The organism is Marinobacter sp. Arc7-DN-1 (assembly GCF_003441595.1).
Classification (GTDB): domain Bacteria; phylum Pseudomonadota; class Gammaproteobacteria; order Pseudomonadales; family Oleiphilaceae; genus Marinobacter; species Marinobacter metalliresistant.
In genome coordinates, this window is record NZ_CP031848.1 from 4,116,066 (window position 1) to 4,140,249 (window position 24,184).

Annotated in this window: 19 protein-coding genes and 1 tRNA gene; 15 read left to right on the forward strand and 5 right to left on the reverse strand. The window is 58.8% G+C overall.

The window, feature by feature from the left end:
- Positions 1-38: 38 nt before the first annotated feature.
- The 13 genes from rseP to D0851_RS19340 all read left to right on the forward strand — a co-directional run bounded on the left by rseP (position 39) and on the right by D0851_RS19340 (position 14,806).
- Positions 39-1,388, forward strand: a complete 1,350-nt coding sequence (rseP, locus tag D0851_RS19280) for an RIP metalloprotease RseP (RefSeq protein ID WP_117620072.1) — start codon at positions 39-41, stop codon at positions 1,386-1,388.
- A gap of 44 nt (positions 1,389-1,432) precedes the next feature.
- Entirely contained in the window at positions 1,433-3,751 is a 2,319-nt protein-coding gene (bamA, locus tag D0851_RS19285) for an outer membrane protein assembly factor BamA (protein WP_117620073.1), read from the forward strand.
- Between the two features lie 45 nt (positions 3,752-3,796).
- On the forward strand, positions 3,797-4,294 hold the full coding sequence (locus tag D0851_RS19290; protein WP_117620074.1) for an OmpH family outer membrane protein: 498 nt from the start codon (positions 3,797-3,799) through the stop codon (positions 4,292-4,294).
- Positions 4,295-4,341: 47 nt separating this feature from the next.
- The gene (gene lpxD, locus D0851_RS19295) at positions 4,342-5,382 is read left to right on the forward strand and encodes a UDP-3-O-(3-hydroxymyristoyl)glucosamine N-acyltransferase (protein WP_117620075.1); all 1,041 of its coding nucleotides are present in this window, start codon (positions 4,342-4,344) and stop codon (positions 5,380-5,382) included.
- On the forward strand, positions 5,379-5,816 hold the full coding sequence (fabZ, locus tag D0851_RS19300) for a 3-hydroxyacyl-ACP dehydratase FabZ (protein WP_117620076.1): 438 nt from the start codon (positions 5,379-5,381) through the stop codon (positions 5,814-5,816). The genes lpxD and fabZ overlap by 4 nt, the downstream gene beginning before the upstream one ends.
- On the forward strand, positions 5,816-6,607 hold the full coding sequence (gene lpxA / locus D0851_RS19305) for an acyl-ACP--UDP-N-acetylglucosamine O-acyltransferase (RefSeq protein ID WP_117620077.1): 792 nt from the start codon (positions 5,816-5,818) through the stop codon (positions 6,605-6,607). Before fabZ ends, lpxA begins: the two co-directional genes overlap by 1 nt.
- A gap of 18 nt (positions 6,608-6,625) precedes the next feature.
- The gene (gene lpxB / locus D0851_RS19310) at positions 6,626-7,810 is read left to right on the forward strand and encodes a lipid-A-disaccharide synthase (protein WP_117620078.1); all 1,185 of its coding nucleotides are present in this window, start codon (positions 6,626-6,628) and stop codon (positions 7,808-7,810) included.
- Positions 7,810-8,496 (forward strand): ribonuclease HII, encoded by a 687-nt coding sequence (gene rnhB, locus D0851_RS19315; protein ID WP_117620079.1) that lies wholly within the window; start codon positions 7,810-7,812, stop codon positions 8,494-8,496. The genes lpxB and rnhB overlap by 1 nt, the downstream gene beginning before the upstream one ends.
- 200 nt (positions 8,497-8,696) lie before the next feature.
- Positions 8,697-8,773 (forward strand) — tRNA-Met (locus D0851_RS19320).
- A gap of 123 nt (positions 8,774-8,896) precedes the next feature.
- Positions 8,897-10,117: a polyhydroxyalkanoate depolymerase gene (locus D0851_RS19325; protein WP_227539366.1), complete on the forward strand. Its 1,221-nt coding sequence runs from the start codon at positions 8,897-8,899 to the stop codon at positions 10,115-10,117.
- A 198-nt stretch (positions 10,118-10,315) separates the two neighbouring features.
- On the forward strand, positions 10,316-11,437 hold the full coding sequence (locus D0851_RS19330; RefSeq protein WP_117620080.1) for a metallophosphoesterase family protein: 1,122 nt from the start codon (positions 10,316-10,318) through the stop codon (positions 11,435-11,437).
- Positions 11,434-14,091, forward strand: a complete 2,658-nt coding sequence (locus D0851_RS19335; protein ID WP_117620081.1) for an AAA family ATPase — start codon at positions 11,434-11,436, stop codon at positions 14,089-14,091. The genes D0851_RS19330 and D0851_RS19335 overlap by 4 nt, the downstream gene beginning before the upstream one ends.
- A 319-nt stretch (positions 14,092-14,410) precedes the next feature.
- A complete protein-coding gene (locus D0851_RS19340) occupies positions 14,411-14,806 on the forward strand; it encodes a fibronectin type III domain-containing protein (protein ID WP_117620082.1) in 396 nt (131 codons plus the stop codon).
- A 33-nt stretch (positions 14,807-14,839) separates the two neighbouring features.
- Here the strand turns inward: D0851_RS19340 and D0851_RS19345 are convergent, their stop codons facing one another.
- The 4 genes from D0851_RS19345 to D0851_RS19360 form a co-directional block, all read right to left on the reverse strand.
- The gene (locus tag D0851_RS19345) at positions 14,840-17,407 is read right to left on the reverse strand and encodes a CHASE2 domain-containing protein (RefSeq protein ID WP_117620083.1); all 2,568 of its coding nucleotides are present in this window, start codon (positions 17,405-17,407) and stop codon (positions 14,840-14,842) included.
- Positions 17,408-17,439: 32 nt separating this feature from the next.
- Positions 17,440-19,077 (reverse strand): FecR domain-containing protein, encoded by a 1,638-nt coding sequence (locus D0851_RS19350; protein WP_117620084.1) that lies wholly within the window; start codon positions 19,075-19,077, stop codon positions 17,440-17,442.
- Positions 19,070-19,804, reverse strand: a complete 735-nt coding sequence (locus D0851_RS19355; protein WP_117620085.1) for a response regulator transcription factor — start codon at positions 19,802-19,804, stop codon at positions 19,070-19,072. The genes D0851_RS19350 and D0851_RS19355 overlap by 8 nt, the downstream gene beginning before the upstream one ends.
- 115 nt (positions 19,805-19,919) lie before the next feature.
- Complete coding sequence (locus D0851_RS19360) at positions 19,920-22,103, reverse strand: DNA topoisomerase 3 (RefSeq protein ID WP_117620086.1); 2,184 nt, start codon at positions 22,101-22,103, stop codon at positions 19,920-19,922.
- Positions 22,104-22,378: 275 nt separating this feature from the next.
- On the opposite strand from D0851_RS19360, the gene D0851_RS19365 reads away from it, so the two are divergent.
- Both D0851_RS19365 and D0851_RS19370 read left to right on the forward strand, forming a co-directional pair.
- Complete coding sequence (locus D0851_RS19365; RefSeq protein ID WP_117620087.1) at positions 22,379-22,732, forward strand: BolA family protein; 354 nt, start codon at positions 22,379-22,381, stop codon at positions 22,730-22,732.
- The gene (locus D0851_RS19370; RefSeq protein WP_117620088.1) at positions 22,732-23,355 is read left to right on the forward strand and encodes an L-threonylcarbamoyladenylate synthase; all 624 of its coding nucleotides are present in this window, start codon (positions 22,732-22,734) and stop codon (positions 23,353-23,355) included. Before D0851_RS19365 ends, D0851_RS19370 begins: the two co-directional genes overlap by 1 nt.
- A 28-nt stretch (positions 23,356-23,383) precedes the next feature.
- On the opposite strand, the gene D0851_RS19375 is transcribed toward D0851_RS19370, so the two are convergent.
- Positions 23,384-24,049, reverse strand: a complete 666-nt coding sequence (locus D0851_RS19375; protein WP_117620089.1) for a hypothetical protein — start codon at positions 24,047-24,049, stop codon at positions 23,384-23,386.
- Between the last annotated feature and the right edge of the window lie 135 nt (positions 24,050-24,184).

Genomic DNA, 24,184 nt, shown 5'->3' on the forward strand with positions numbered 1-24,184 from the left:
GGTTTGCTGCCCGGCTAAAGCCATCAATCAGGAATGCTATGCAGATTATTGAATCCGTCCTCGCACTGGCCCTGACCCTGGGTATTCTCGTGACCCTGCATGAATACGGTCATTTTTGGGTTGCCCGCCGTTGCGGTGTGAAAGTGCTCCGTTTCTCCGTTGGTTTCGGAAAGCCGCTGTATTCCTGGTACGACAGGCACGGCACCGAATTCGCCATCGCCGCCATTCCACTTGGCGGCTATGTCAAAATGCTGGACGAGCGGGAAGGGCCGGTGCCCGAAGAACTGAAAGACCAGGCCTTTACTTCCAAGCCACCGTCCCGGCGTATAGCCATTGCAGCGGCGGGTCCGCTGGCTAACTTTATTTTTGCGGTTTTCGCCTACTGGCTGCTAAGCGTGGTCGGAGTTACCCACGTTGCCCCCATCGTAGGGCAGGTGGCCGATGGCAGTGCGGCAGCGCGTGTCGGCTTACAGGAAGGCATGGAAATTCATTCTGTGGACGGTCATCGGGTTAGCTCCTGGCGCGATGTCAACATGCGTATCCTGGAGCGAACCGGCGAGCAGGGCCTGATTTCCATGGAGGTGTCTGACGGCGGTGCCCGGGGCACGGTCAGGGGAGAACTTGCCGGCTGGAGTCTGAGCGACGATACCCCGAATCCGCTGGCGGAATTCGGCATCACACCCTGGCGCCCCGCGGTTCCTCCGGTGCTGGGCCAGATTTCCGAGGGTGGCCGGGCCCAAGTGGCCGGCCTGCAAACCGGGGATCGTGTGGTTGCCGTTAACGGCGAGCCCATCAGCAGTTGGTTTGATCTGGTCGAGTTCATTCGCAATGCCCCTGAACAGACGTTACAGGTAACCGTTAAGCGCAATGGCTCGGAACGCTCAATCCGCGTTATGCCGGAAGCGAAAAGCGAAGAGAGCGGTGAAACAATTGGCTTTATTGGCGCTGGCGTTGAAGCCATCTCATGGCCGGATGAAGTGCTGCGCGAAGTCAGCTATGGCCCGTTTGCTGCGATTCCCGTTGCTTTCAGTGAAACCTGGGCCGACACCCGGCTGACCCTCGTGGCCATAAAGAAAATGGTCACTGGCCTGCTGTCGCCCACCAACCTCAGCGGGCCAATCACTATTGCCAGGGTTGCCGAAGCCAGTGTCAGCTCCGGATTTGAAGATTTCGTGCGTTTCCTGGCCTATCTCAGCGTGAGTCTGGGTATCCTGAACCTTCTGCCGGTGCCGGTGCTCGATGGTGGTCATATTGTCTATTACACCATCGAAGCGCTCCGCGGAAAGCCGCTCTCCGAGCAGGCCCAGGCGTTTGGATTACGAATTGGTATGGCAATGATTCTCACATTAATGGTGTTTGCTCTTTACAACGACCTGATGCGGTTGTGAGAATTGCGAACTTCTTACGCGCATTAACCAGGCGAAATATTTGAATGAGACGTTCTCTTCTAGGTGTAGCCGTTGGCCTCGCTGTGGCCCTGTCTGGCATGAAGCCAGCGCTTGCAGACCAGTTCACAGTTGCAGATATCGAGGTAGAGGGCCTGCAGAGGGTTTCTGCGGGCACCGTTTTTTCTGCGTTCCCCGTGAATATCGGTGAGCAGGTTGACGAGACCGAGCTGGCCGATGCGATCAGGTCCCTGTTCCGGACCGGGTTGTTTACGGACATTGAGGTTAGCCGTGATGCCGGTGTTCTCATCCTGACGGTTCGCGAACGACCCTCCATTAGCAATATCGAGATCGAGGGCAACGAGAACATCGAAACCGAGGTGTTAATGGATGCCCTGGCAGGTGCCGGTCTTCAGCAGGGCCAGGTTTTCCGGCGCGCGACCCTCGAGCGTCTTGAGCTGGAGATTCTGCGGTCTTACATCGCTCAGGGGCGTTACAACGCCCGGGTGAAGGCAACGGCGGAAGAACTTCCACGGAATCGCGTTTCAATTCGCCTGGACATCAACGAAGGCTCCGTGGCGGCAATACACCACATCAATCTGATCGGCAACGAAGACTTCAGCGACGAGGAGTTGCAGGAGCTGTTTGAGTTGCAGACCACGAGCTGGTGGAACTCGATCACCAATTCCGACAAATACGCGCGAGAGCGTCTCAGCGGCGACCTGGAATCCCTGCGTTCATTCTATCTGGACCGCGGTTACCTGGATTTCAATGTGGAATCCAGTCAGGTCTCAATATCGCCGGACAAGCAGAAGGTTTTCATCGCCATCGCCCTGAATGAAGGGCCCCAGTACACTATCTCGGAGATAAATCTGCGCGGTGAGCTGATCGTGGGTGAGGAAGAGTTGCGCTCGCTGATTCCGGTTACGGAGGGCGACGTGTTCTCCCGCTCCCACATGACAGCCATATCCGAAGCCCTGGCATTCCGGCTCGGACGCGAGGGCTACGCCTTCGCCAGCGTCAATGCCGTCCCCGAGCCGGGAGAAAACAACACAGCTGCCGTCACCTTCTTTGTTGAACCGGGCAAGCGGGCCTATGTGCGACGCATCAATTTCGAGGGTAACGTATCGACTCGTGACGACGTTCTCCGCCAGGAAATGACCCAGATGGAAGGGGGCGTGGCTTCTTCGGATCGTATCGAGTTTTCCAAGACCAAGCTGGAGCGTCTCGGCTTCTTCCAGACGGTGAACGTTGAGACGGTTCCGGTGCCAGGCACGGATGATCTGGTCGATGTGAACTACTCCGTTGAAGAACAACCGACAGGCAGCCTTTCCGCTTCCGTCGGCTTCTCGCAGCAATCCGGTGTGATTCTTGGCGCCAACGTGTCCGAGAACAATTTTTTCGGTACCGGGAAGCGCGTCTCTTTCGGTGTCAATGTGAGTGATTATGTCAAAAGCGCAAACGTTTCCTACCTGGACCCTTACTACACGGTTGACGGCGTAAGCCGTGGCTACAGTCTTTTTGCCCGGCAAACCGATTATGAGGAAGAGGATATCTCCGCCTTCCTGCTGGACGAATATGGCGGCCGTATCACCTTCGGTTATCCCACGGACAATATCACCCGTTTGAACTTCGGGGCCGGGTTTACCCAGTCCAATCTTAAGGAAGGCCTGTTCACCTCACAGGAGGTCATTCAGTTCATTGATGAGGAAGGGGATTCGTTCAATAACTTCTTCCTCTTCGGCAGCTGGCGCCGCAGTACTCTCAACCGGGGTGTTCTGCCCAGTGATGGCCATAGCCAGTCGTTGTCGCTTGACGTAGCAGTGCCGGGCAGCGATCTGACCTTTTACAAGGTGACACACAAGACCGATTTCTACTATCCGGTGACTGACGATAATCGCTGGATCTTACGGGCGCGTTCAGAGATCGGTTATGGTGATGGTTACGGAGATCGGACCCAGATGCCGTTTTACGAGCACTTCTATACAGGGGGCTACGGATCGGTTCGGGGGTACCGGGCCAACTCCTTGGGTCGCCTTGCTACGAACAACGTCAACGACCTCTCAGACCCGGATCCGTTCGGCGGTAACCTGCTCACTGAAGGTGGTGTTGAGCTGATATTCCCCACGCCCTTTGCCGGTGATACCCGCTCCATGAGAACGGCGTTTTTCCTGGACGCAGGTCAGGTGTTCGACACTGCGCGCGGTTTCGATCCGGAACTGAGCGAAATCAGAATGTCCGCCGGTATTGGCTTCCAGTGGATTACCGCTGTTGGCCCGCTGGCCTTCAGTCTGGCGAAGCCGCTGAACGACAAGCCGGGTGATGACACCCAGGTATTCCAGTTCTCGCTGGGCCAGACCTTCTAGAGCATGGATAATAACAACCTACGGATGAAAATCAGGAGAAAACCAATGTCCCGATTCATGTTGATATTCGCCGCCATGGTTATGGCGTTTTCAGTCCCGGCCATGGCAGAAACCCGCATCGGTGTGGTCGACCTGAGGCAGGCACTGTTTTCCTCAAATGATGCCAAGGCCTTCAGCGAATCGCTCCAGAAGGATTTTGCCGGCGATGAAGCCAAGGTCCGCGAGGCGCAGGAAGAGGCTCACAAGCTCAAGGATCGCCTCGAAAAGGACGGCGCCATGATGAACGAGACCGAACGTAACAAACTTGCCGGTGAGTTCCAGGAAAAAGTGAAAGAGTTCAACTTCCTCAAGCAGCGGCTCGATACCGCCGTCAATCAGCGCAAGCAGGCGTTCCTGGAAGAGGCTCGCCCGGAAGTGGACGCGGCTGTCAAAGAACTTCTTGAGGAAAATGAGCTCGACCTGATTCTGCCGAGCGAAGCGGTTGTTTATGTGAAACCGGAAATGAATCTGACCTCTCAGCTTCTGGAAAAACTGAATCGTTAATCCGTGACGGGCACCCGGGTGCCCTGAAAGTTGCTTGGGAGCACGCAATGACAGATAGGTCTTACTGCCTGGGGGAGATTGCCAGCGCCCTGGGTGCAGAGCTGCGGGGCGATCCTGATGTGCGGGTTTCAGGTTTGGCAACACTACAGGCAGCCGGGCCTGGCCAGATCAGTTTCCTGGCAAACCCGTCCTATGCCAGGTATCTGGCTGATACCCGTGCTTCGGCGGTCATTGCGTCGCCCGCCACTGCAAAAGGCGCTCCTACCAACGTCCTGTTACTGGACAACCCTTATCTCGGTTATGCTCGCCTCAGTCACTGGTTTGATCCGGCACCGGTTGCCTTTCCGGGCGTTCATCCGACTGCCGTGGTTGACCCCTCGGCAACCCTGGCTGACGACGCCTGCATCGGTCCCAACGTGGTCGTGGAAGCGGAGGCCGATATTGGCGAAAAAGTGGTGATCGGCGCCGGCTCGGTCATTGGTGCCCGCGCTCGCATTGGCGCCCGGACTGTGATCCGGCCACGGGTGACCTTGGCTCACGACGTTGTGGTTGGCCAGCGTTGTCACATTCTCAGCGGCGCTGTTATCGGCTCCGATGGTTTTGGCTTTGCCAACGAGAAGGGCGTATGGCACCGCATTGCGCAACTGGGCCGCGTTGTTCTCGGGGATGATGTGGAAGTGGGCGCGAATACCACCATCGATAGGGGCGCCCTCGACGACACCGTCATTGGTAACGGTGTGAAACTCGACAACCTTATTCAGATTGCTCACAACGTCTGCATTGGTGATCACAGCGCCATGGCCGCTATGGTGGGGATTGCGGGTAGTACCCGAATTGGCCGGCATTGTGTATTTGGCGGCGCTTCCGGAGTGGCGGGCCACCTCGAGATTGGTGATCAGGTTCACCTGACGGGCATGACCCTGGTGACCGGTGATATCCGGGAGCCGGGCGTGTACTCTTCCGGAACCAGCGCGGATACCAACCGTCAGTGGCGCAAGAACGCCGTACGTTTTCGCCAGCTTGATGCCTTGGCGCGACGTATTAAAGAACTGGAAAAGAAATCAGAGAGCCGAGGCCAATCAACATGATGAACACCAAAGAAATACTGGAATACCTGCCGCACCGATACCCGTTTTTGCTGGTGGATCGGGTAACGGAGCTCGAAAAGGGAAAGTCGATCAAGGGCTACAAGAATCTTTCGTTTAACGAGGAGTTCTTCCAGGGCCATTTCCCGAACAACCCGATCATGCCGGGTGTTCTGATCATTGAAGCCATGGCCCAGCTTTCAGGCATTCTCGGTTTTGTGACCGTGGGCCGGAAACCCTCTGATGGCGTGGTACAATACTTGGCTGGATCCAGCAAGGCGCGCTGGAAACGCCCCGTTTTGCCGGGAGACCAACTCTGTATGGAGTCGGAACTCATCTCCGGAAAACGTGGTATCTACAAATTCGATTGTCGCGCGCTGGTCGACGGTGACGTCGTCTGCGTGGCAGAGATTCTGACCGCTGAGAGAGAAGTTTGATGGCGACAAATGACTGGTCGGGTGTCCATCCTCAGGCGATTGTAGACCCGTCAGCCAGGCTCGGGGATAACGTTACTGTTGGCCCCTGGAGCTACATTGGCCCGGATGTGGAAATCGGAGACGGTACCGAGATTCTTTCCCATGTGGTGGTCAAGGGCCCTGCCGTTATCGGCCGCAACAACCGTATTTTCCAGTTTTCGAGCATTGGCGAAGCGTGCCAGGACAAGAAGTACGCGGGCGAGCCTACAACTCTGGTGATCGGTGACAACAACGTTATTCGCGAGAACTGCACCATTCACCGGGGCACCGTCCAGGACCGTGGCGAAACCCGGATTGGCAGCGGCAACCTGCTGATGGCATACGTGCATGTGGCCCATGACTGCATCGTGGGTGACAACACCATCCTGGCCAATTGCGCGACCCTTGCAGGCCATGTATCGATAGGCGATTACGCGATTCTGGGTGGTGGCACCATGGTGCACCAGTTCTGCCACATCGGCACGCACAGCATGGCTGCGGGCGGCAGTATCGTACTGAAAGACATACCCGCATACGTGATGGCCAGCGGCCAGTCTGCCCAGCCCCATGGCATGAACTTCGAAGGCCTGAAACGCCGCGGATTCAGCAAGGAAGTGTTGCTGGTGCTGCGCCGGGCCTACAAGATTATTTACCGCCAGGGCCTGACCACCGAGCAGGCTGTGGCAGAACTGGAAAAAGCCTATTCCGATGTGGCCGAAGTGCGGCCTCTCATAGACTCCCTGCGTGGAGCAGACCGCGGCATCATCCGCTAACCCGGCGGGAGCCAGTCGGTGACGGACCATCCTTCAAGCGCGATCATCAGCGAGCGTAATATCACCTTCGGAATCATTGCCGGCGAGGCGTCGGGAGACATTCTCGGTGCCGGCCTGATCCGTTCCCTCCGATATCGTTACCCCAATGCCCGTTTTGTGGGGATCGGCGGTGAGGAAATGGTCGCCGAAGGCTTCCATTCCCTGGTGCCAATGGAGCGCCTGTCGGTGATGGGCCTGGTGGAAGTGCTGGGCAGAATCCGCGAGCTGTTCAGCATCCGCGTTCGGTTACTCGATTATTTTTTTACCACACCACCGGATGTGGTCATCGGCATTGATTCCCCGGATTTCACCCTGGCCATCGAACGGCGCTGCCGGGAAGCGGGCATACTCTCCGTGCATTATGTGAGCCCCTCGGTGTGGGCCTGGCGCCAGAAGCGGATCTTGAAGATCGCCAAATCCGTTAATCTCATGCTCACCCTGTTTCCCTTCGAAGCCCGGTTCTACGAAGATCACCAGGTTCCGGTAGCTTTCGTGGGCCACCCCCTGGCCGATCGCATCCCCATGGAGCCGGATACCCTGAAGATGAGGGCGTCCCTTGGTCTTGATGCCAACGCGCCGGTTCTGGCGGTTCTACCCGGCAGTCGGGCAGGGGAGGTGGAGCGCCTTGGCACCCTGTTTCTGGAAGCCTCCCGCTGGATTCAGGAAAAGCGTCCGGATCTTCAACTGGTGATTCCCTGTGTGAACCGGGATCGCGAGAAGCAGGTCCGGGACCTGGTGGATGCGCTGGATGTGAAGCTGCCGGTCACCATTGTCCGGGGTCGCTCCCGGGATGTGATGGCCGCTTCCGATGTGGTTCTGCTCGCTTCCGGTACTGCCACCCTGGAAGCGATGCTGCTGAAAAAGCCCATGGTAGTGGGTTACCGCCTGAGCGGGTTCAGCTACGCTTTGCTCTCCAGGCTGGTCAAGGTGCCCTACGTGGCGTTACCCAACCTGCTGGCCAGGCGCCAACTGGTGCCTGAGCTGCTCCAGGACGACGCCACTGCCGAAAGCCTTGGTACCGCTGTACTCCAGAGCCTGGAGCACAGCGAAGAACGGGTCCGGCTCAAGGAAGCATTTACCGAACTGCACCACACCCTGAAGCAGGGCGCAGACGAGAAAGCGGCCCGGGCTATCTCGGAACTGGTGGAAGGGGGGGCAAACTGATGCCCAAGGCACCCTTGCCGCCATTTGAATGCCGCTACACCGGTTCGCTCCTGGCTGGTGTAGACGAAGTAGGTCGAGGCCCGCTGATCGGCGCAGTCGTCACTGCTGCCGTAATTCTGGACCCGGAACGGCCCATCGCTGGCCTGGCCGACTCCAAGAAACTCACTGAAAAGCGCCGAAATGCCCTCTACGAGGAAATCATCGAGCATGCTCAAGCCTGGGGCATCGGCCGATGTGAGGCCCGTGAGATTGATAAGCTGAACATCTACCAGGCCACCATGCTGGCGATGAAGCGGGCCGTTTCCGGCCTCGTTATTGCTCCGGAGTACGTGCTGGTAGACGGCAATCGCTGCCCCCAGTGGCACTGGCCCTCGGAGCCCGTGATCAAGGGCGATAGCCGCGTAGAGGCAATCAGCGCTGCCTCCATCATCGCCAAGGTAACCCGTGACCGCGAGATGGAAGCGCTGGAAACCCGATTCCCCGGCTTCGGCCTGGCACAGCACAAAGGCTACCCAACCCCGGTCCATCTGAAAGCACTGCGCCGCCTCGGCGCAACCCCCGAACACCGCCGCTCCTTCCGACCGGTTCAGGAAGTTATTGACGAAGTGGGCCTCTACCAGCAAAGCCTGCCGACGGAATCGGAAGAGCTCCAATACCGCACAGACCTTTTTGAAGATATCGATTGACAGCGCCAGATCGAATCCTTAATATACGCGCACGTTGATCGGGGGTAACCCGGTAAACAACCAGTTTTGATGCGGGGTGGAGCAGTCTGGTAGCTCGTCGGGCTCCCAATCCCGAGAAAGCCGAAGGGAGTCATCGACCTTCGGCTTATGAGCCCGACCAAGAGGCGGACTCTGAAGAAAAAAATTGATGAAAAGTTTGATGCGGGGTGGAGCAGTCTGGTAGCTCGTCGGGCTCATAACCCGAAGGTCGTTGGTTCGAATCCAGCCCCCGCTACCATTTAAAAAACAGATCAGTCAACGACTGATCTGTTTTTTTTTGCGTCTTCGCACTGATCGACAAACAGGCGTATGCTGAACGCATTGTCCAGAAGAACAACTGAACTCATACAGGATAATGCGCATGATGATGTACTACACGCACGAAATGAGCCGTCTGGCGTTGACTCCGGCCCGCATGCTGGCCGGCCCCCAGAGCAAAATGCTTCGACACCGGCTGAGTCCCTGGTCCAGAATTCCCGGAACCCGCAGTATTGCCTCGGCGCTCAACGTGTTTGAGGATCTCACCAGGCGTTATCCGAAGCCCGCCTTCAATCTGGAGGCAACGGTTTGCGACGGCGAGACGGTTCTGGTCAGAGAGACCATCGTCAAACGCAAGCCCTTCTGCCAACTGAAGCACTTCCAGCGCAACATTGATCGTCCCGATGACCCAAAGCTGCTAATCGTGGCGCCACTGTCCGGCCATTTTGCTTCGCTTCTAAGAGGTACTGTGGAAGCCATGTTGCCGGGGCATGATGTTTACATCACAGACTGGCGTGACGCCAGCCTGGTGCCAATTTCGGAAGGCAATTTCGGGCTCGACGACTACATTGATTATGTTATTGATTTTATTGACCATATAGGCCCAGATACCCACGTTCTCGCGGTCTGCCAGCCGGTCGTGCCGGTGCTGGCGGCTACCGCACTGATGGCCCAGGATGATCACCCGTCGGCGCCCCGTTCTCTGGCCCTGATGAGTGGCCCGGTGGACGGACGCGTTGATCCGACAGAACCCTGCGAGCTGGCCAGCAAACACAAACTTTCCTGGTTCAGACGCAACCTGATCCATACCGTGCCGGCGCCTTATCCGGGTACCATGCGCAAGGTTTACCCCGGTTTTTTACAGCTGACGGGGTTCATCAATATGAACTTCGACCGTCACCTGGGTGCCTATCGGGGGCTGTTCCGGTCTATTCGCGATGATGACGCGCAAGAGGTCGCCCGCCACAGAGAGTTTTACGACGAATATCTGGCGGTGATGGATCTGCCCGATGCCTACTATCTCGACACCATCGAACGTGTCTTCCAGGAGTTTCACCTGGCTCGTGGCTGCTTCAGGCACCGCGGCAGGCTGGTAGACCCCGGGGCCATCCGAAAAACGGCGCTGATGACCATAGAGGGGGAAAAAGACGATATTTCCAGCCCCGGCCAGACCCGTGCCGCCCACACGCTCTGCACCAACATTCCCGACAACCGCCGGGTGCACCACTTGCAGCCGGGAGTCGGCCATTACGGCACGTTTAACGGCCGCCGCTGGCGAGAGGAAATCGCGCCTCGCCTGCAGGAATTCATTCGCAAAGCCTGAGCGGACCATCGCTCAGGTTTGTTGTTGCGCCCGCCTCCCTCTGCAAGCTTGAAAGCACTGCTTTCAACAACTACTTGCTGGGCCGTGATGCACGGCCGTTACGACATGATTTGTCGCTGACTGTTGGTGCGATATCTGCTAAAAAGTCCCCGGCGGCTAAGGCTGCACACCGTTTCGTACTGATCTGGGGGAGGCAAGATGCCCACGTTTTTACACACAGCAGACTGGCAAATGGGGCGGGCATTCAGTCGCTTCGAAACAGAAGACGGCGCGGCGCTGGTTGAAGCCCGCTTTGAGGCCATTGAAAGAATCGCTCGCCTGGCTAACGAGCACCAGTGCGATGCGGTCCTGGTGGCAGGAGATGTCTTTGACGCCCAGATCGTCGCAGACCGAACCATTCGCCGCGTATTCAACGCTATCAAAGCATTTACGGGCCCTTGGGTAATGCTGCCCGGGAACCACGATGCGGCCTTGGTGGAAAGCGTCTGGACAAGAGCGAAGCGCCTCGGCGCGGTGCCAGAAAATGTCCATCTGGCTTTGGAACCGGGCATTATCCGTCTCGAACCTCAAGGCCTGGCGATCCTCTGCGCCCCTCTGACGCAACGCAACACCTACAGCGATCTCACTGAAATCTTCAATACGTGGGAAACCCCGGAACGCCTGATCCGGGTTGGCCTTGCCCACGGCAGCGTGCAAGGTGTGTTGCCCGACGACATTGACTCCGCCAATCCCATATTGCCAAACCGTGCCGAAGCAGCCCGTCTGGATTATCTCGCTCTTGGTGACTGGCACGGTACCAAACAGATTGATGAGCGCACCTGGTACAGCGGCACACCGGAGCCGGAACGGTTTCGGAACAACGGTGCCGGCTACGCCCTGATCGTCGATGTGCCCGGGCCAGGAGAGTTGCCGAAGGTAACGCCTCTGGAAACCGCCCGCTACCAGTGGCACCAGTGGCGTGAAACCCTGGCTGTTGAATCCGATCTGGACCAAATGCTGGAAAGACTCCAGGCGCTACCCGAGTCATCCGTGGTTGATCTTCGCCTGGAAGGATCGGTCACTCTGGCCGGTGAGGAGAAACTGATTAATGCGTTGTCCGTGGCCGAGGCCAGGTTCCGGAGCATCCAGTGTGATCGAAGCGGGTTGCAGCTGGAGCCCACCGACGAGGACATCGCTGCCCTGAAGGCGGATGGATACGTAGGGGAAGTCATCGAACATCTCAGAACCCAACAAAAGGACGGCGACGCTGAAGTTGCACGGGATGCCCTTGCCATTCTCGCCGGGCTGCTGAAAGACCGGAAACTGGAGGCCAGCGAATGAAACTTCGTCGTCTGAAGGTGGAGCAGCTTCGCCAGTTCCGGCAGCCGTTTGTGATGGACGACCTGCAGCCGGGGCTGAATCTGATTCACGGCCCTAATGAGTCCGGCAAGAGCACCCTGGTGCGGGCCATTCGTGCCGCCTTCTTTGAGCGTTACCGGACCAGCTCTGTGGAGGATCTTCGCCCCTGGGGCGATTCTGCGGCAGCCCCTACCATTACATTGGAGTTTGAGGCCCAGCAGAAGTCCTGGCATCTGGTAAAAAGCTTTCTCCAGCGCAAACGCTGCGACCTCAAGATCGATTTGGACAGCTACAGCGAAGACGAGGCCGAAGAAAAACTCGCAGAACTCCTTGGCTTCCAGTTCTCCGCCAAGGGCGTCAGCAAGCCCGAGCACTGGGGCGTGCCCGGGCTGCTGTGGGTTGAGCAGGGTACCGGGCAGAACATCGAACAGGCGGTGGAGCATGCGGGCGATCACCTCAAGTCAGCGCTCAATTCCCTGGTCGGTGAAGTGGCCAGCACTGGTGGTGACGAACTGATCGAACAGGTCAAAGCCCGCTGGAGTGAACTGTTCACACCGACCGGCAAACCCCGTGGCGATTACCAGAAACTGGAGAAAGAGCGGGAAAAACACCGGCAGGAAATCGACGAACTGCAGGCGCGCATCCAGAATTACCAGGAGCAGGTAGACCGGCTTGGCAAACTGACCCAGGACTACGAACGCACCCGGCATGAGCGCCCCTGGGAAGAGGCCGAGCGCCAGCTTGAACAGGCGAAGGAGCGGTACCGGCAAGTCGAGAGGCTCGAGCAACAACAGGTCCGGGAAAAGGAAACCCTGACCCACCTGCGGAACAACCAGCAACTGTTACGGCAGAACCAGGAACAGCTGCAAAGCCTGAGCAAGAAACTGGATGTCCGCAAGGTGGAACTTGATAAAGCCCAGTGGGAGCTGGAGCGGGCTGAGGCCCGCAGCCCGTCCATTGCGAGTAAGGTCCGGGAGGCAAAGTCTGCCTATGAAGTCGCCACAAAGCAGGTCGACCAGGCCCGCCTGCAGGAAATCCGTTCCCGGCTGGAGCAGGACATCCGCCGGCTCGAACAGCAATCCCAGACACTGGCCCGGAACCTTGCGAACGCCCGGCAGTACCAACATGAGCTCGAACAAGCGAGAGACCAGGCGCGGCAGAATCAGATTGATGCCCAGGCGGTGAAAATCCTGAAGGACACCGGGCATGAACTGAAAGACGAGAACATTCGCTCGCAGACCATCGCAACCCGATTAACCTGGCGGCTGGAGCCAGGCGCCAGGTTGGCTCTGAATGAGGAACCGCTGGAGGGGCAGGGCGAGAGACAATTGCTGGAGGAATCCAGCCTGGTGATTCCGGGTGTAGGCACGTTGGGAATCACCCCTGGTGGAGCGGATCTCGCCAGTACCCGCCGTAAACTTTCGGCGCTGGAGCAAAGCCTGACCGAACAGATGAAAACGCTCGGGGTGAGCTCCGTTCAGCAGGCTGAGTATCGCGTGGCAACCTATGAGGCCGCCGAAAGGACGCTGCGGCATACCCGCGAGTTGCTCAAGTCTGTTGCACCTATGGGTATCGATCAGCTACTGGCGGACCAGAAAGAAACCGAATCCCAGCTGCAAAATGCAAAAACCGAACTGCAAAACAGCCCGGCCCCAGAGCTGGGTCAGCAGCCACAGGTAACCAACCTTGCCTCAGCGGAAGCAGGGCGTGCCCAGGCGGAAACCCGGCTGGCCGAAGCGGAGGCCGAGGAACGGAAGCACCAAACGGAGCTTTTGACCCGCCGCCAGACCCGCGACAATGCTAAATCCGAGTGGCAACAGCTGCAGGACGAAGTGCAAAACCCGGAGCACCGGAAACAGCTCCAGAGGCTCTCAACAGAGCTGGCGGAAATTGAAGAAAAGCGGGTTCGTCTGGAGGCCACCCTGCAGGCCCGTGAGCAGGAAATACAGGAAGCCCGCCCGGCGATCCTGAAGCAGGACATCGAACGCTATCAGCGCAGCATCACCAACCTGCGCCAGACCCAGGAAGAGCGGCAGCGGGAATTGAGAGATATACAGGTGAGGCTGGAAGCCTGGGGTGCCGAAGGCCTGGAAGAGCAGTTCAGCGACAAAGTGGCCGGGCTTGAACAGTGCAATCGACGCTACCAGGAGCTGCATCGTCGCGCCCAGGCGCTGAACCTTCTGCTCTCATTGCTGACAGAAAAACGGCAGGCACTGACCCGGCGCCTGCAGGCACCCTTGCAAAAACACCTGAACCACTACCTTTCACTACTGTTCCCGCAAGCCACCCTGGAAGTTGATGAACACTTAAGGCCGGGCACGTTCACTCGGGGCACCGAACTGGGGCAGATTGCCGAGTTAAGCTATGGCGCCCGCGAACAAATGGGGCTGATCAGCCGCCTCGCCTACGCAGACCTGCTGCGGGAAGCCGGAAGGCCCACTCTGGTGATACTGGACGACACTCTGGTGCACAGCGACACGGATCGCCTGGAAGACATGAAACGCATTCTGTTCGACGCCGCCAACCGGCACCAGATACTGCTGTTTACCTGCCATCCGGAAAAGTGGAGTGACCTGGGTGTTGCGCCCAGGGATATTCAGGCAATGAAAGAGCAGGCTACTGGTAACCTGGGCTAGAAAGCTGCCAGGGACAATAATTCGTCCACTTACAAGCGCTGTTGGGGGGGCGCGCCGTTGATGGCGTATTTGAGGCTATGCTCCAACAACATCTGTCGTTTTCCCGGGCGCCTTAGACTTTCCTACAACACCGCTCACCATCATCGGCTTGCCCAGGCAAAAAATTGCCTGCCATATCAGTACCTTTCCTTACTTTATTACTGCTACCTGACGAAAAATTGACAATTTATTAATTGGAAAAATGACAGATATCACGTCGATAATCCGCCTCGTTTTATAGAATTTCACAAATTCGACGAAAAACAGGTGCCGAGTTAATATGAAACGCGTCATAAAATTGTCTAAGGCATGGATTGCCGCGTTTGTTCTTGGAGTGCTGCTTACAGGGTGTGGGGGAGGTGGTTCCAGCGCTTCCAGTGCGCCAGCCTCGTCACCGGAGAGCTCTGCGGTTCTGAGTTGGAGTGCGCCGCTTACCCGGGTTAACGGTGAGAGCATCCCGATGGGCGAACTGGACAAGTACGTTATCCGGTACGGTCAGGATACCGATAACCTCAGCAAGGAAGTAATTGTCACCAATGCGGCTGCCGAGGCGGAGATGTCTTACGAAGTAAGCGGGCTGGAGAACGGCACCTGGTACTTCACCATTCAGGTTCAGGACGTCAATGGGCTGATCAGCGAGCCCTCCGAAGTAGTAAGTAAGGCCTTCAGTTCCTGAAGTCCGCAACCCGTTGCCTGAAGGTATTTAGCCTCAGGCCATTGGGTCGGCGATCGGCAGTTTCAGGGTGAAGGAAGAGCCTTCGCCCGGCGTAGACGATACCGAAATTTCCCCTTTGTGTTTTTCTACCACGGTTTTCACGAAGGAAAGCCCGAGTCCGGTGCCGTGTACTCCTGCCAGCTCGCTGCTTTTCTGCCGCCGGTAACGGTCAAACAGGTATGGCAGTTCTTCCGGATCGATGCCGGAGCCCTCATCAGCGATGGCAAGGCACGCCTGATGGCCCGCCCGGAATACCTGAATGCTGACGGCGGAACCTTCCGGGCTGTACTGAACCGCGTTGGTGAGCAGGTTGATCACCGCTCGCTCCAATAGCTCCGCGTTACCCCGGAGCCAGAGATCTTCCGTGCCCTGCAGCTGAAGCTGTATCTGTTTCTCCACCGCCTGTTCACTGACGCTGTCCCGGGCGTTTTCAACGATGGCGAGGAACTCGCATTCGTAAAACCGGGTCTCGGTGAGCTGTTCGGCCCGGGCAAGCTGCACGAATTCCTCGGCCAGGTGATAGCTTCGCCGGGCGAGTCTGCCCAATTGTTCCAACTGGCTTTGCTCAATGTGGCTGGGGTCGCGTTTGAGCTGCTCGATCAGCGCCAGCTGGGAGACCAGCGGCGAACGGACATCGTGGGAAATAAAGTCGATGGCCTCGCGATGCTGGCGCTGCTGCTCTCGCAGTTCCGAGATGTCGGAAATGTTGGCGATGATGCCTTGCTGGTCGCTGTCGGGCAGTGAAAACGGGGCGAAGTGGATCAAAAAGTCCTTGTCGCGAATTCTCAGGTCCACGGTGCGGCTCTGCCGCAGCGTGAGGGTGTCTGAAACCGTTTCATGCCAGGGAGGGGTTTCCCGGGGGTCGTGGCCTTCAAGGAGTTTAACGAGAGGCAGGCCGCCCAGGCTTGGCATGGGTTCCTGGAACCATTCTTCGATATGGCCGTTGGCGAAGCGGATAACACCCAGCTCGTCGGTCACTATGATGCCATCGGGCATTCGCTCGAAGCTCCTGCGGATGAACTGCTGCATATGATTCAGCCGATCCGTGGCAGCGCGAACCCGTTCGATCCGTGCGGAGATGTTCTCGCTGGGCCGGGCGATGCGGTTTGCCGGTGCGGTCTGCTCAAGGTGGAGTCTTCGAAGATAGCGCTGGATGACTTCGCGGCCGAGGTCGTTGGGCAGTACCAGGCCAAGATGGTAGCGGGTGCCTCCGCGCAAGAGCTGAATCCAGCTGCGGTTGCTGTCGTGGAGCCAGTGGCCAGGGGTCAGGTCTTGTGGAATGTCGGCGGGGGAGAGGTCCCGCCTGGACAAAATGTCGCTCTCCTCTGTGAGTAGCCATCCGGTGGGCTGGAACAGGGCCTGGAAATGCTCCAGCAGTTGTGTCGGATGCCGGCCTGAAGGCGCAGGCAGGGCAACCTGGGGGCTTCTGGCCAGATCATCCAGCTGGCGGTTCAGGAAGCGGTTGGTCATGGCCAGGCGAAGGCCGCTGGATACCGGGAAGGCCAGGAAAGGAACGATCATCGCGCTGGCGAGTGGTACCCACCATCGGAGAACCAACAGCATGAACAGGTAGAACCCGGCCAGCGCAATCACGGCAGTTGTGCAGGCCAGGAGGGTACGTGCCGGCCGCATGGAGGGCAGGGCAAGCGCGAGTGCCAGAATGGTTGCCAACGCCAGAAAAGCAGATGCCCACTCCGGTGCCGGGCGAATAAGCAGCCCCCTGGCCTGGGCGGAAAACACGTTGGCGTGGAATTCAACGCCGGACATGGGGCGGCTGAGGCCGGAGAAGGGCGTTGGCAGTATGTCTCCGAAGCCGGCAGCTGTGGCACCTACAAACACCGTCTTGCCGTTGAACAGTTCCGGCGAGGGTGGTTGCGTCAGTACCTGCGCGAACGAGTACGCCGGCAGGGAGCCAGCACCGCCGATCAGCGGAACCGCCCGGTACTGATCCCGTACGTTCACGTAAGGGGGTGTGTCCCTGGTTTCTGCGCGTTGCGGCGCTTCGCCCGTGGCGGCCAGGGAAAGGCTGGGCCAGAGGCGCTCGCCGAGGCCGTTATAGAGATAAAGGCCGCGGGCGACGCCGTCGTTGTCCAGCTCTACATGGGCGTGGCCAAGGCCAGCAGCCGCCGAAGCAAGTTTGCTGACGGGCAGTTGTTCGCTTAACAAGTACTGGGAGGTGGGCGGTGACAGGTAAACGGGCAGAATCACATTGCCGTGGTTGCGCATCTGTTCGGCCAGTTCATCATCATCTGATGAGGGCTCGGCAAACAGGATGTCCAACACGATCGTCTCGGCACCTGCCTGGTTGAGTTTGGCGATCAGTTCCGCGTGCAGGTTCCTGGGCCATGGCCAACGGCCCAGACGGTTCAGGCTGAGTTCGTCGATGGTAACCAGAACAACGTCGTCAGAGGCGTGCACCGGGCTGGCGGTGATGGCCCTGTCGTACAGCCAGTAATCGAGGCGCTGGGGCAGGGTGGTGGTCTGGATGAGCAGAAGGAGTGCCAGCAGTATCAGGCCCAGTGTCCAGGGGGTCGTTTTTATTGGCAGCCAATCCCGGTTCATGAGCCCTGCTGTGTGTTTCGTCGATCAAAGGATTATTCCAGGTACAATTCCCTCCCGGGTCCCCAGCGGCTTTGCAGCGGACCGTCAGAAAGAGCTTTCAGGCGCACAAAATACCGCCTTCCGGGAATCAGACGCAAGGCTGCTGTGGTATCAGACAGCGTGGCTTCCTTGATGATGTTGTTGAATCCCGGCTCTTCAGACAGCTGCAAGCGGTAATCTGTGGCCGTGACGATCTTTTCCCAGAACACCCGCACCTGGCTGTCGATGTAGTTGACGCTGATGATGCGCACCGGCGGCAGGCTGCCGTTTACCACCAGTTGCCGGGGCCCGGTGGTGGCCACGGAGTTGCCGCCGGCCTCGGTCACCACCCGCCAGTAATATTTGCCCGGCCCAAGGGGGCGAGACGGCAGGGCGGAGGTTTCCGGTGCCCATTCGCTGGTGGCGACCAGGTTCCGGAAGTCTTTGTCTTCGGCGATTTCCACCCGGGCCACTTCGTTATCGCCATTGAGCTGCCAGCGGAATTCCGGCATGTCATCGTTTACGGTATCACCGTCTGAGGGCGACATCAGACTTGCTATTCTGGCCTGCAGGTCGACTTCGACCGGAATCACACCGGGCATACCGGCAGTGCCACGGCTGTCCAGGGCGGCCAGGTGAATTTCGTAGCTGCCGTTGTCCAGCCGGCCGATATCAAAGCTGTTGCCGGTGATTTCCCGGCTCTCCACCCAACGGCCGCTGTCGGCTTCAAAGATGTCCACCCGGTGCATGGGGGCCCGGCTTTCCCGCCAGGTCATGGTTGATGGCAGTTGGGTCAGCGTGGGTGGCAGAGGGTTAATTTCCGGAGCGGGCGGCAGGCGGCGAATACTCAGGCCACTGGTGCTATTGGTAGACAGGCTGGCGCCGAACCCGGCTGGGATGCGGCGGGTTTTGCCCGGCGCGCCGAAATCCACCTCGCCCTTGGTTACCTGCAGGCTGGTGCCTTTGGCTGAGGCCTGGAGGGCAAATGCGGTGCCGCGCACGGCGGCCACGGCGGACGGAGTTTCAATCTCAAAACGTGCTCCGCCTTCCATTATCGGTTTCACCCGGGTGTGGATTTCACCGTGGTTGAGCCGCAGGCGGGTGTCGACCATACCGGCTTTGCCGTATTGGGTCAGACGGTTGAATATCAGGCGGGAGTTAGGAGAGATCCGTACTTCCGAGCCGTCGGCCAGTTCGATGGTCGCGGTACCAGAGGCAGACAGAATCTCGTCGCCTACTTGAATCAGGGTGTCTTCGGTCAGGCGAATCTTGCGGCCAGTGTTGCCTGAAATCAGTTGAACGGTTCCCGAGACGGTGGCGGCCTTCGCCGGTTGGGGCTGGCGCTTCAGCCAGGCCAGGGGAATGCGAATGGCGTCGCCGGCTCCGAGGGTGGCACCATTGGTGATCTTATTGTACTGAAGCAGGCGGTTGGCGCTGTACTTCTGTGCGAGCAAGTCGTTTGCCACTTCCGGGAAACTCTCGCCCGGGTGCAGGGTATAGATCCATTCCGGCACCAGGCTGGCAGATGAAGCGTCAGACTGCCCGGCGGACCCACGGGTTACCGACAGCTCCGCGCCCGCCGGAAACGCACAGGCCAGGAGGACAATTATCAGCAGCAGTGCAGGCAGCTTTGGCGCCGGGGCATCAATCATTGGTTACCGTGTCTGTCTCAGTCGGATCAACATCCTGCTCCCGGGCTTTCATGGCTTCCAGGCGGTAGCCGCGCTGGTAAATGGTTTTGATCCGGAAACCGTTTTCCGGATTCAGACCCAGACGACGGCGAAGGCGGCTCATGTGGGTGTCAACCGTGCGGGTGTTGATGTCGCGGGCCAGGCCCCAGACGCGCTCCAGAAGCATTTCCCGGGTAAGCAGGCGGCCCTGGTTCTGGAACAGGAACAGGGTCAGGTCGAAATCCTTGTCCGTCAGCGTGAGTCCTTCGCCGTGCAGAGAAATGATCCGGTGCTGAGTGTTGATTTCGAAGGGCCCGTAGCGAAGTGCTTCTTTCTCGCTGTCCGGGTTTGTGCGTCTGGCCAGGGCGTTGATACGTGCCACCAGTTCCGCCGCCCGGGCAGGCTTGGCGAGGTAATCGTCGGCACCCGCATCCAGGGCGCGGACGATATCCGCTTCACTGTCCCGTTGGGTGAGGAAAACCACGGGAATCGGCCAGTTCAGTTGGGCCCGTATGCTTTCAAGAACATCAATGCCGGTCATGTCCGGAATCTGCCAGTCCAGAATCAGGAGGTCATAACTGCGGTGCAATACCGCGCTCAGAAAGCTCTGGCCGGTAGGGAAGCTGTCGCAGTGGTGTCCGCGCTCAGACAGAATCGACTGGATGTGCTGTGCCTGTTCGGTTTCGTCTTCAAGCAAGGCAATACGCATTAAGTCTCTCCCGGAGTGTTGCTTCTTTTTTTGCCTGGCATGGCGCCGAGCTTTGGGCAGAGTGCTCTGCTATATCAATCAATTATCACAAAATGTGCATCTGTGTTCAGTATCGTTATGTAGACTTGCGTAAACGGACGGCGGGCTTTCCGTTGTCGTCATCCAGTGTTTGTCGGCAGCCGGGGAAATTACTGCAGCCCCAGAACCAGCCTTTTTTGCCTTTTCGCCGAACCAGGGGCGAGAAGCAGTGGGGGCAGGGGATCGGTTTCTGGCTGGTGCCGTCCTGGGGGCTGGCCTCTTCCAGTGGCCGGGTGCCGCGGCAGTCCGGATAGCGGGTGCAGGCATAGAAGCGCCCGAACTTGCCGTCCCGTTCGAGCATGGGGGCCCGGCATTTTGGGCAGTGGGGCGGGTTCTCGGGTGCGTCTGTGTCCGGGGGCGTGGAGCCGCCGGCTGGCTGCCCCTGGGGCCGGTTCAGGAAGCCGCGGATTTCCCGTTTCAGGGTCTCCAGAAACTGTCTCGGGTCGCCCTCGCCACGGCGGATGCCCTCCAGGGTGGCCTCCCACACCGCCGTGCGATCCGGCTTGCTGACCGATTCGGGCAAGGCACGGATCAGGGCTTTGCCTTTGTCGGTGGCGCGGATGTGCCGGCTGTCCCGGTACAGATAATCCCGTTTGAACAGGGTGTCGATGATGGTAGCCCGGGTAGCTTCGGTGCCCAGGCCATCGGTCTCGCGCAGGGTTTTGCGAAGCTCGGCATCGGTTACAAAACGGGCGATGTTGGTCATCGCCGAGAGCAGCGTGGCGTCGGTAAAAGGCTGGGGTGGTTGGGTTTTGCGTTCGGCGATGGTGCTGTCTTCGCAGAACACCGGTTCGCCCTTCTCCAGCCGGGGCAGCGGTGTTTTCTCCGGCTCGGCACGCCCTTCCCGGAGTTTTAGCTCCAGGGCTTTCCAGCCGGGCACCAGAATGGCCGTTTCCGTGGCGCGGAACTGATGCTCCGCTACTCGTACCGTCAGCTTGCCTTCCCGGTGAACTGCGTCTGCAGCGAACTGCATCAGGTAGTAGCGGCTGATCAGGCCGTAGATTTTCTGTTCCGCCGCACTGAGTTTGCCGTTGGGGGACGGCCGGCTGGTTGGAATGATGGCGTGGTGGGCATCGACCTGTTTATCGTTCCAGGCGGCAGTCTTCCTGCCCAGGTCTGCGCCATTGCAGGCTTCCTGAAGATCCGGTGCCACCCGGCCAATGGCACGCACTACCTGTTCCCGCTGGTCGTAATGGCCCTCAGGCAAGTACCTGCAGTCGGAACGGGGGTAGGTGATCAGTTGGTGGCGCTCGTAGAGGTTCTGGGCGGTATCAAGCACGTCTTTGGCACCCATCCGGAACAGCCGGCCGGCTTCGATCTGCAGCGCCGACAGGGACAGTGGTAGCGGCGGTGCTTCCGGCCGGTCGCGGAAGCGGGATTCGGTGATGGTGCCGGGCCGGCTTTGTACGCTCTCGGCTATCTGCTCGGCCACTTCCCGGCTCAGCAGGCGGTTTTCTTCGTCCAGGTGGTCCCGGAATTGTTCGTCGGGCAGCCAGCGGGCGGTGAAGGTTTGCTGGTCGGCTTCCTCTTCCTGGGCCTTGAAGCGGGCTTCAATCCGGAAATAGGGCTTGGGCCGGAAGTTTTCGATGGTGTTGTCCCGTTCCACCACCAGGCCAAGCACCGGGGTTTGCACCCGGCCAACGGAATAGACGCCTTGTTCGCCCTGTTGCTGATAGCTGAGGGTGTAGAAGCGGGTGAGGTTGATGCCGTAGAGCCAGTCGGCCCGTTGCCGGGCCAGCGCCGAATGGGACAGGCGCCGGAATTCGCGGTTGTCTTTCGGGCTCTGGAGGGCTTTGGCCACGGCTGCCGGGGTCAAATCGTTGATCAGGATCCGCTTTACCGGTGCGCGGGCGCCAAAATAGCGGATAACTTCGTCTACCAGAAGCTGGCCTTCGCGGTCCGGGTCGCCGGCATGGGTGATGGTTTCGGCCTGGCGGATCAGGGATTCGAGGACATTGAGCTGTTGCCGCACGCTGTCCTTGGGCATGACTTGCCATTTTTCGGGAAACATGGGCAGGTCTTCCTGGCGCCATTTTTTCCAGGCCGGGTTGTAGCGGGCCGGTTCCGCCGGTTCCAGGAGGTGGCCGATGCACCAGCTGACAGTGGCAGCCTGTTCGCCCTGGCCACAGCGAATCCAGCCCTGGCCTTTCTGGTGCGGGCCGGGGAGGGCGGCGGCGATGGCGCGGCCCAGGCTTGGTTTTTCGGCGATGTACAGGTGCATGGGGTCTGGTGTTTTGGAAACGGGATGGGAATGTGGCGCTTTGGCTTTGAGCTGTCAAGGTTCGGGCGGTGCCTGATATGTGTAGTAGACTGGTGGGCATGGGGGAGGCGGCTGTGGAAGTAGCTTTCCCAAAAGACGCCGTGAACCCTTCCATGGGGGCTTGGTGTTGCCATCCATGGCAACACACACTTTTGGGAAAGCTATCTCCATACCCGCGTCGGGTCACATGCAATTCGCCCCCTTAACCTCGGGTTGAGCAGTAGGAGTCCTAAAACATGAAAATTCAAAACGCAATTGAAACCAAACTGAACGAGGCGTTCGATGCGCGCTTTCTTCAGGTGGAGAACGAGAGCCACAAGCACAGTGTGCCGCCGAATTCTGAAACTCATTTCAAGGTGACGCTGGTGTCACCGGAGTTTGAGGGGCAGATGAGGGTGCGGCGGCATCAGGCGATTTATAAGGTGCTGGCCGAGGAACTGGAGGGGGAGGTGCATGCGTTGGCGCTGCATCTGTATTCTCCAGAGGAGTGGGAGGCGTCCGGGCAGGTGGCGCCGGAGTCTCCGAATTGTATGGGCGGGTCCAAGAAGGGTCCGGCGATGGCGGCACGATCCGCTCAGGGAGAGGGTTAATGAGTCAGTTTTTCCAGATCCATCCGGAGACGCCGCAGAAGCGTCTGATTAACCAGGCGGTGGATATCCTTCGCCGCGGGGGGGTGATTGTGTACCCCACGGATTCCGCCTATGCCATTGGTTGCCACCTCGGTGACAAGCAGGCGGCGGACCGGATCAAGCGGATTCGCAGGCTGGATGACAAGCACAATTTCACGCTGGTGTGCCGGGATCTTTCCGATATTGGCGTGTATGCCAAGGTAGACAACACCCAGTACCGGTTGCTGAAGAATTTCACGCCGGGGCCCTACACCTTCATTCTGGATGCCACCAGTGAGGTGCCGCGCCGGTTGCTTCATCCCAAGCGGCGGACTGTCGGTGTGCGGGTGCCGGACAATGCCATTGTTCAGGAGTTGCTGGGTGAGCTCGGTGAGCCGATTATGAGCAGCACGCTGATCCTGCCCGGTGAGACAGAGCCGATGACCGATCCCTACGACATCCGGGATACCCTGGAGCATGAGCTGGATCTGATTATTGACGGCGGGTTCTGCGGCATGGAGGCAACCACGGTGGTGGACTTCACCGGCGAAGCGCCGGTGGTGACCCGGGTTGGCAAAGGGGATCCGGCGCCTTTCGAAGTTTGATTACCCGGATGGGGCGCTGTCGGCCATCCTATGCCCGGGCGTTCAGGTTGAAAGCGTACGCCCGAGTATTGCCCGCCGCTTCTATCTGCCCGGCGCCCACCGAGCGCCGCAGGGTATCGTACCGGTGAACCAGGTCCTGAAGGCCGTTGAACTGCTGGTTTTCACTGATCAGTGTGTCCAGTAGCGGGTTGTTGACCCCGTAGGCCTGGTTCAGCTTGAGCGCGTTGTCCATGAAATCAAGCGTCGGTTCGTTGACGCTCAGGCGATTGAACGCTTCCTTGAAGTTTTTGTTCACGTTCAGGTCTTTTTCAATCAGTGCCCGGGTTTTGTCTGCAATTTTTCCTTCCACGGCAACGCTGCCGTTTTCATATTTGCTTACGTTGAGCGCGGTTGCCGGGTGCAGGTTGTATTCGGCAAGTTTATGCCGAAGTGTCTCCCGCACGAAGGCAAGATCCTGCCCCACGGTTTGTTTGTAGTCGGCCATGGCGAGCCGGCGGGCCTTCAGGCGGCCGAGGTCGGTCTGACTGTTGTCCGAGGGTGTGAAGCGGTCATCACCGGCGGTCGGCTCGGCTTCTACGGTTTTTGTTTGGGCCTTGGCCGCTGCGGTTTCCGGGCCTGTGGCCGGTGTCTGGCGCTTTTCCATGGCCTGCTGGAACTGGGTGCTTGCCCGGATCAGTGAAGTCAGTAGGGACATGGATGGTTTTCCTCCTTCGGCTTGCCCGAGAGCGGTTGCCGAACAGTCAGTGCTTGAGATTTCTGGTACTTACCACTGGTTCCTGCAGCTTTCAGGCCAACTCCACCGAACTTTCCCCGGTTTGCTTTTTCCATG